Below are 8891 nucleotides of genomic sequence, written 5' to 3' on the forward strand. Positions count from 1 at the left end.
TCCTTGAGCCGGTCGACGATGTAGACGACGCCCTCGGCGTCCACGACCGCGATGTCGCCGGTGTGCAGGTAACCGTCGCTGTCGAGGGTGTCCGCAGTGGCACTCGGGTTGCCCAGGTACCCGGCCATGACGTTGGGGCCCTTGACCCACAGCTCGCCCGGCTTGGACCGGCCCTCGGCGGGGAGGTCGATCTCGTCGCCGCTCTCGGGGTCGACCAACTTGTTGACCGTATTGGCCAACGGCAGACCGACCGAGCTCAGCGGCATGTCGTCGCGGTCGAACGGAATGGCGTGGCTGACGGGGCTGAGCTCGCTCATGCCGTAGCCCTGACGGATACGCGTGTTCAGTCGCTTCGCGACGGCCTTGCCCAATTCCTCGTCGAGCGGGGCTGCACCGGAGAAGATGGTGTGCACGCTGGAGAGGTCGTATTGGTCGACGAGCGGGTGCTTGGCCAGCGCGACGGCCACCGGCGGTGCGATGAACAGGTACGTGAGCTTCTGATCCTGGATGATGCGGAGGAACTCGACGAGGTCGAACTTCGGCATCGTGACGAGCCGCGCCCGCAGCTTGAGGGCGATGTTGAGCAGCACGGTCAGGCCGTAGATGTGGAAGAACGGCAGCAGCGCGAGGATCGCGTCGTCGGTCGAGATGCCGACTCGCGGCTCCATCTGCGCGACGTTGGCGACGAGGTTGCGGTGCGTCAGCACGACGCCCTTCGGTACACCGGTGGTGCCCGACGAGTACGGGAGCACGGCGATCTGCGTAGCCGGGTCGAACGCGACGTCCGGTGCGGATGCGCCCTGGGTGAGCAGGTCGCGCAGGTTGGGGTGGCCCTCGGCGCCGTCGAGCACGATGACGTGATCGTCTTCGATGCCGACCTTCTCGGCTGCGGCTTTGGCCTGCGGGTAGAGCGGCGAGACAGTGAACAGGAACTTGGCGCCCGAGCCGGTGAGCTGCTTGGCGATGTCCTCGGCCGTGTACAGCGCGTTGATGGTGGTGGCGGTGCCACCAGCCCGCAGGATGCCGTGCAGCACCGACGCGAAGGCAGGGACGTTCGGCGAGTGCAGGCCGACGACGTCGCCCGGTTCGAGTCCACGGGCGGCGAGCGCGCCGGCGATGCCGTTGATCTGACCGATCAGATCCTTGTACGTGGTGGCGGCTCCCGACGTGCCGTCGATGAGCGCGGGCTTCTCGAGGTCGGCATCGGCGATGGACCCGAACAGGTAGTCGTAGACACTGAGATTCGGGATCTCCACGTCGGGAAAGGGGCTTTTGAAGCTCATGGCTCTCCTTCGAACACACTCCGGCTAGATGAGACGAACCCTACAGTGAATGCGGTCACAACGGACACGGCCCTACTCGAAAGTAAGGTTCAGGACTTCACGTACGGTTTGCCCGCCGCTGCAGGTCCGCGAACGTGGCCCACCAGTCCGGCGACGGCGAAGATCGTCACCACATACGGGAGCATCAGCATGAACTCGCTGGGCACCGGAGATCCGATGATGCCGAGCACGTTCTGCAGGTTGGACGCGAACCCGAACAGCAACGCAGCCAGCGTCGCGCGCACCGGATCCCAGCGTCCGAAGATGACGGCCGCGAGTGCGATGTAGCCGGCGCCCGCGGTCATTTCCTTGCCGAAGGCTCCGACGGATCCCAGGGTGAAGTAGGCACCTCCGAGCCCGGCGATCGCGCCTGCGAGGCAGACGTTCCAGAACCTGGTGCGCGCCACGTTGATCCCTACGGTGTCCGCGGCTTGCGGATGCTCGCCGACGGCTCGCAGTCGCAGGCCCCACTTGGTGCGGAACAGCCCGAACCAGACAGCCGCGACCGCGAAGTACATCAGGTAGACGATGAGCGTTTGCCGGAACAGCACCGGCCCGACGATCGGGATCTGCGACAGAACCGGAATCTCGATGCGCCCGAAGCGCGGTGGTGAATTGAGGGTCGCGACGTTCTTGGTGAGCACCACCGAGTACAAGAAGCTGGTGAGTCCGACGACCAGGACGTTGAGCACGACCCCGACGATCACCTGATTGACGAAATACCGGATCGAGAACACCGCGAGCAGCGACGCGGTGAGCGCCCCGGCGACCAATGCCGCGAGCAGAGCAACATACGCGGACCCCGTGATCGAGGCGACGACCGCGCTGACGAAGGCACCCGCGAGCAACTGACCCTCGATCGCGATGTTGATGACGCCGACGCGCTCGGAGATGACGCCGCCCATGGCACCGAAGATCAGCGGAGTGCTCAATGCGACAGCACCGATCAGCAAGCCCGGAACTGGCACAGTTGCACCTGCGGCGGCCCACGTGAGGAAGGCGATCACGAACAGCACCGCGTACAGCGCTAGAACCCACAGCGCAGTAGCCCTGCCTCGCACCGCATTCCAGGCGGCGAAGGCCGTGATGGCAGCCAGGACCACGAACAACGCGACGGTGGTCGTCTTCGTCGGCAGGCCAACGGCCGGGAGCGCGAAGAAGTCGTTCTCGCTCGCGAGACCGAACGTGGTGGTACCCGATTTGGCGTTGACGACGAACAGCAGCAGGGCGAGCAGCGTCGCCGCAGCGAGGACACCCGGAATCTTCAGGCTGCGCGTCGGGGCGAGCGCCTCGGAACGATCGTCGACAGCGGTCACAGCGACGCCACCTTCGCGGTGTCGGCGCGCGCCGCGACCTCTGCGCCCGGGACAGGTAATCGGAACACCGCACGCACCAAAGGCGGGGCGGCGATGAACAGCACGATGACCGACTGCACGACGAGCACGATGTCGATGGGAATTCCTTCCGCGGCCTGCATTGCGAACCCGCCCGCCTTGAATGCCCCGAACAGGATGCCCGCGAAAAACACTCCCCACGGTTTCGACCGGCCGAGGAGGGCGACGGTGATGGCGTCGAAGCCGATGCCCGCGTCGATGTCCGCGCCGAACCCGGTGGTGACCGTGCCGAGTACCTGCGCCACGCCCGCGAGCCCGACGAGTGCACCGGACAGCAGCATCGCGTACAGGTACATCCGATTGACGTCGATGCCGGCGATCTTCGACGCATGCGGGTTCTCACCCACCGCTCGGAACCGGAATCCGAGCGACGAACGCTCGAGCAACCACCAGACGCCGACGGTCGCCAGTACGACGAGGACGAAGCCGAAGTGCAGCGTGTAGCGATCGCCGAACAGTTTCGGGAAGACCGCCGTCGACTCCATCGCGGAGGTTTTCGGATTGTTCTGCCCCGGAGCCTGCAGAGCGCCGGGCGTTCGCAGGAGGTAGGCGACGAGATAGAACGCCACGTAGTTGAGCATGATCGTCACGATCACCTCGTGAGCACCGGTGCGCGCCTTGAGGATTCCGGCAATACCGCCCCAGAGTGCTCCGCCGACGACACCCGCGAGCACGGCGAGAATGAGGTGCAGGCCCGCGGGCAACTGCAGCGAAAAGCCGACCCACCCGGCGCAGGCGGCGGCGATCAGCATCTGCCCGCGGCCGCCGATGTTGAACATTCCCACCCGAAAGGCAAGCGCCACACCGAGACCCGCAACGATCAGCGGCGTCGCGAACGTCAGGGTTTCGGTCAGCGGTTTGATGCCGTTCTCGAAGCCGGGGCGCCTGAAGTTGTACACCGACCCCTGGAACAGGGACGAGTACGCGCCGGACACCGAATCCCAGATCGCGGCCAGCATGTCCGTTGGCCGAGAGAAGAAGTACCCGGCCGAGTCCTGAACCTGTTCGTCGGTGACGGCGATGAGCACAGCGCCCACGAGAATTGCGAGCAGCACAGCGAGAACCGAGATGATGGCGCTTCCCGTGAAGATCTGGCGCAGCACCACGTGTGCGCGAGACGGTTCCGGCGACACCGTCGGCTCGCGAGATACCGGTGCGTCAGACATGCTCTCCACCCATCATCAAACCCAGAACTTCGCGGGACGTGTCTGCCGGCACGACGGCGACGATGGCGCCGCGGTACATGACGGCGATGCGGTCGGCGAGGGCCGCTACCTCGTCGAGTTCGCTGGACACCACGATGACCGGGATACCGGAGTCGCGCGTCGCGACGATGCGCTTGTGTACGAACTCGATGGAGCCGACGTCGATTCCGCGTGTGGGCTGGGATGCGACGAAGAGGCGCAGATCACGGCTGAGCTCGCGGGCGAGAACGACCTTCTGCTGATTTCCGCCGGACAATCTGCCGACGGCGGTTCCGACGCCGGGCGCGCGAACATCGAATTCCTGGACCTTCTCCGCGGCGAACGTATCGAGGTAGTCGCGGCGGACGGCTCCGCGCCGAACGAACGGCTCCCCCGACGATCTGTCGAGCATCAGGTTCTCCGCAATGGAGAATTCGCCGACGAGCCCGTCGCTCGTGCGGTCCTCGGGTACGAAACCGACTCCGGCACCGAGCACGTCGCGCACGGACGAACCGACGAGCGACCGGCCGTCGAGAACGATCTCGCCGCTCACGTGGTCACGGGCGCCGAGCAGTGCTTCGACGAACTCGCTCTGGCCGTTACCCTGTACTCCGGCGACGGCGAGAATCTCGCCCGCATGCACCTCGACGCTGACATCGTCGACGACGCGGTGTCCTGCATCGTCGAACACGGTCAGGTTCTTCACCACGAGCGCTGCGGCTCCGGGCTTCGCCGGCTGCTTGGACACCGTCAGCTGCACGTCGCGTCCGACCATGAGTGCGGCGAGTTCGGCATTGGTGGCCGTCGGCGACGCTTCGCCGACGACCTTGCCGAGACGGATGACGGTGATGCGGTCGGCGACTTCGCGGACCTCCCGCAGCTTGTGCGTGATGAACACGATGGTGGTACCCGACGCGGCGAGCTCACGCATGATGCGCATGAGGTCGTCGGTTTCCTGTGGTGTGAGCACGGCCGTCGGCTCGTCGAACACCAATACTTTCGCGTCTCGGCCGATCGCCTTGACGATCTCGACGCGTTGCTGCACTCCGACGGGCAAATCTCCGACGATTGCGTCCGGGTCGAGGTCGAAGCCGAATCGAGCGGACGTCTCGCGCACCAGCTTTCGCGCCGCGTCGAGGTCGAGCCGACCACCCGCCTTCGTCGTCTCGTGCCCCAGGATGATGTTCTCGGCGACCGTGAACACCGGGATCAACATGAAGTGCTGGTGCACCATGCCGATCCCGGCGGTCATGGCGTCTCCGGGCCCGGCGAAACTCTGCCGTTCACCGCCGAGGAGAATATCCCCTTCCTCGGCGCGATAGAGCCCGCTGAGCACGTTCATCAACGTGGACTTGCCTGCGCCGTTCTCACCGAGCAGGCAGCGGATCTCGCCGGACTCCACGACCAGGTCGATGGAATCGTTGGCGACGAGAGATCCGAACCGCTTGGTGATACCGCGAAGTTCGAGCTTCACATCAGTCCCAATCTCACGGCGGCCCCAATCTCACGGCGGCCCCAATCTCACAGCGGCCCCAATCTCACGGCGGCCCCAGTCTCACAGCGGCCCCAGTCTCGGGCGGCGTGCGACTACTTGGGCGACGACGGCGACTCGACGGTGATGGACCCGTCGACGATTCCCGCCCTGATGTCGTCGAGTTCGCCCTGCAGTGCCGGGTCGACCTGCGACTCGAAATCGTGGAACGGGGCAATGCCGACGCCGTCGTTGTCGAGGGTGCCGACGTACGGGCTGTTGTCGAACGAACCTTCACCCGAGGACGCGACGACCTCGTCGACGCTCGCGTCGAGGCCCTTGGTGACCGAGGTCAGTACCAGGTCGGAGACGGTCGGGTCGGACTCGAACACGTCGGCGTCGGCGCCGATCAGCGCGACGGGACGGGAGGAGTCGCGGATAGCCTGCGCGGCACTCTGGTAGATGGGTCCGCCGACCGGGAAGATGACGTCGGCGTTCTGGTCGATGAGACCCTGCGCGGTGTTCTTCGCTACCGCGTTGGCCTCGAATCCGCCGGTGAACGAGCCGTTCTGCGCGGCAACGTCCCAGCCGAGGAGCTGGACGTCCTTGTTCTTCTGCTCGTTGAAGTAGTTGACGCCGTCCGCGAATCCGTCCATGAAGATGGTGACGGTCGGGAGCTGCGATCCGCCGAAGGTGCCGACGACGCCGGTCTTTGAGAAGCTGGCAGCGGCATAGCCTGCGAGGAATCCGCCCTGCGCGGCGTCGTACGTCAGGGGCTTGACGTTGGGCAGGTCGATGCTCGCGTCGTCGATGATCGCGAAGTTGATGTCGGTGTTCGCTTCGGCTGCAGCCTTGGTGGCGTCCGCGAGGTCGAACCCGACGGTCATGATGAGCGAACAACCCTGATCGATGAGGTTGGAGATGTTGGGGTTGTAGTCGGTCGGCGACGCCGATTCCACTGCGATGGGCTCGACGCCGAGGGTGTCGGACGCCTTGTTCAGGCCCTCGAAGCTGAGCTGGTTGAAGGACTTGTCGTCGAAGCCGCCTGCGTCGGAGACCATGCAGGGCTTGAAGTCGCCCGACGCGCCGTCGCCCGAGGCGGAGTCGTTCTCTTCCGGCGCCGAACCACACCCGGCGACGAGCGCCAAAGCTCCGAGCGACGCGATGCCGCTCACCGTCACTCTGCGAGTGAACACTGTCCGGGTCGTGGTGCGGGTGACGGTCAAGACTTCCTCCAATGATTCGCTGCGGCGATGCTCGTCTCGTGAACGGGCATCTGCGTGTGCGCCTGCTGGGTATTCAAGTGCAAGACGCTACCCGGCAGTCAACTGGTACGCACTTTTTTCACAACGACGGGCGATTTTCGCTACCGGTCGACGAGATGCTCGAACGCCTTCAGGTTGGCCAGCGATTCGCCGCGCGATACCCGCCACGCCCATTCACGCTTGATGGATTCCGCGAAGCCGAGTTCGAGGAGCACGTTGAAGTCTCCGTCGGCCGCTTCGAGTACCTGCCCGAGTACGCGATCGATTTCTTCACCCGTCACCGCATGCAGCGACAGTCGGCCGACGAGGTAGATATCGCCCACCTTGTCGATCGTGTAGTGGACGCCGTACAGGCGACGGTTACGCCGCAGGAGGTATTTGTAGACGCCCTCGAAATTCTCGTCCGGCCTGCGGCACACGAACGCTTCGATGCGTACGCCGTGATGGCCCACCGTGAGCATGGTCGTCGTCTCGAGCTTGCACTCCCCCGGTAGTTCGACGACGAAGGAGTTGTCGCCCTTGCGCGAATATTCGAGTCCGCGTTCCTTCAATACCGAGTCGATCAACGAGATCGTGTCGCTCATGCCTTGACTCCTGTTCGCCGTAGCTTCGAGAGTCCCCGATTTCGACGTGGTGAAAACTCCGACGGTTCCTCGTGCCGATCGAAGTGGAACTGCGCGGCACGGTAGCTCCCCAGCAGCCCCTCGGCCGTGTGTTCCCACGAGAAATCCGCGGCGTGAATGGGAGCGGCAGAAGCCATGCGCTGCAACGCTTCTCGGTCTCGGATCATCGAACCCAGCGCTGTCGCCCAGTCGTCGGTGCGATGCCCCTGCACCAGGACGCCGGTTTCGCCCGCCCGCACCGCCACCCCGAGCCCGCCGACGTCCGCCGCGATGACGGGCGTCCCGCTGGCCTGGGCTTCGATGGCAACCAGACCGAACGACTCGTTGTAGCTGGGGACGGCGACGATGTCGGCTGCGCGGTAGATCTGTACGAGCTTCTCCGACGGCTGCGGCGGCAGGAAGCTCACGCGCGCAGCGATACCCAACTCGGACGCGAGCTGAATGAGACTGTCCGGTCGATCGAGGCCGCTACCGGAGGGGCCGCCGACCACCAGGATGCGCAGCGGTAGCTCGGGTTCGCGGGCGGAGAGTTCTGCCGCGGCGCGCAGCAGAACGTCGGGTGCCTTCAACGGCTGAATGCGGCCGACGAACGCCACGACCGTTTCGTGCGGATCGATGCCGAACTCGGCGCGCGCAGCCCGCTTGTCGCCGGGGCGGTAACGGTGCAGGTCGGCGCCGGGCGCCACGACGTCGATGGATTCCGGCGTCGCGCCGTAGATCTCGATGAGCTGTTTGGCCTCTTCGGAGGTGTTGGCGATGAGACGGTCGGCTTCGGCCACCACCTGCTGCTCACCGATCTGACGCGCAGCGGGCTCGGGTGCGTCGCCCTCGGCGAGCGAGGCATTCTTGACCGCGGCGAGGGTGTGAGCGGTGTGCACGAGCGGCACGCCCCACCTGTCACGGGCCAGCCAGCCGCCCTGACCGGACAGCCAGTAGTGCGAGTGAACGAGGTCGTAGTACCCGGCGTCGTGTCGCGCCTCCTCGCGCAGCACCCCGGCCGCGAAGGCGCACAACTGCGTCGGGAGATCATGCTTGTCGAGGCCCTCGAACGGGCCCGCGACGATGTTGCGCACGATGACCCCCGGTGCGGCCTCGCGAACCGGTTCGTCGGCAGACGACGTGGCGCGGGTGAAAATTTCGACCTGTACACCGCGTTTCGCCAGCTCTTTGGCACTCTGCAGCACGTACACGTTCATGCCGCCTGCATCGCCCATGCCGGGCTGCGCCAGCGGGGAGGTATGCAACGACAGCACCGCAACCCGGTTCAACTGGCGACCACTCACCGCTCCAGTTTGCACTCCCCTACCCTACGGACCATCACAGACCCTGCGCGAAGGCAACGACCTCCGCCGAAAACCGCTCCGGATCGGCGACGAACGGGCCGTGGCCCGTGCCCTCCCAGTACGACTCGGTGACCCGCGCTATCAACGATGCCGCGTGCCGTCCGGACGACACGTCGACGACGGTATCCGCGGTGCCGTGAATTACCAGGGCGGGCACGTCGAGGTCGCGGAGCATGTCTTCGTGCGAGGCGGTGCGGTCGAACAGGGCGGCGCGCACCCGCGGAGCCGTCGACAGTGTCAGGCCGAACAGGGCCTGGGCCTGCGCGCCCCTCGCCTCGGAGCCGTCGAC

General features: G+C 65.6%; 8 protein-coding genes. All 8 read right to left on the bottom strand.

Features of this window, described 5'->3' with window-relative positions; genetic code table 11:
- A partial coding sequence (locus WBQ44_RS07085; protein WP_495566011.1) for an AMP-binding protein occupies positions 1-1283 on the bottom strand: 1283 nt, incomplete at its 3' end.
- An 89-nt stretch (positions 1284-1372) separates the two neighbouring features.
- Positions 1373-2638 (bottom strand): ABC transporter permease, encoded by a 1266-nt coding sequence (locus WBQ44_RS07090; protein ID WP_495566012.1) that lies wholly within the window; start codon positions 2636-2638, stop codon positions 1373-1375.
- Positions 2635-3882, bottom strand: coding sequence for an ABC transporter permease (locus tag WBQ44_RS07095; RefSeq protein WP_495566013.1), 1248 nt, complete (start codon positions 3880-3882; stop codon positions 2635-2637). Before WBQ44_RS07095 ends, WBQ44_RS07090 begins: the two co-directional genes overlap by 4 nt.
- Positions 3875-5374, bottom strand: coding sequence for an ABC transporter ATP-binding protein (locus WBQ44_RS07100; protein ID WP_495566014.1), 1500 nt, complete (start codon positions 5372-5374; stop codon positions 3875-3877). The genes WBQ44_RS07095 and WBQ44_RS07100 overlap by 8 nt, the downstream gene beginning before the upstream one ends.
- Before the next feature lie 113 nt (positions 5375-5487).
- A complete protein-coding gene (locus tag WBQ44_RS07105; RefSeq protein ID WP_495566015.1) occupies positions 5488-6597 on the bottom strand; it encodes a BMP family lipoprotein in 1110 nt (369 codons plus the stop codon).
- A 140-nt stretch (positions 6598-6737) separates the two neighbouring features.
- On the bottom strand, positions 6738-7220 hold the full coding sequence (locus WBQ44_RS07110; protein WP_495566016.1) for a type III secretion system chaperone family protein: 483 nt from the start codon (positions 7218-7220) through the stop codon (positions 6738-6740).
- Positions 7217-8542 (bottom strand): D-inositol-3-phosphate glycosyltransferase, encoded by a 1326-nt coding sequence (mshA, locus tag WBQ44_RS07115; RefSeq protein WP_495566017.1) that lies wholly within the window; start codon positions 8540-8542, stop codon positions 7217-7219. The genes WBQ44_RS07110 and mshA overlap by 4 nt, the downstream gene beginning before the upstream one ends.
- A gap of 34 nt (positions 8543-8576) precedes the next feature.
- The coding region (locus WBQ44_RS07120; protein WP_495566018.1) for an alpha/beta fold hydrolase at positions 8577-8891 on the bottom strand (315 nt) is incomplete at its 5' end.

It is taken from the genome of Rhodococcus sp. (in: high G+C Gram-positive bacteria), assembly GCF_049591685.1.
Classification (GTDB): Bacteria; Actinomycetota; Actinomycetes; order Mycobacteriales; family Mycobacteriaceae; genus Rhodococcoides.

Coding starts and splice junctions, on each gene's coding strand:
- WBQ44_RS07095 (WP_495566013.1), bottom strand. CDS start 3,882: ATGTCTGACGCACCGGTATCTCGCGAGCCGACGGTGTCGCCGGAACCG.
- WBQ44_RS07110 (WP_495566016.1), bottom strand. CDS start 7,220: ATGAGCGACACGATCTCGTTGATCGACTCGGTATTGAAGGAACGCGGA.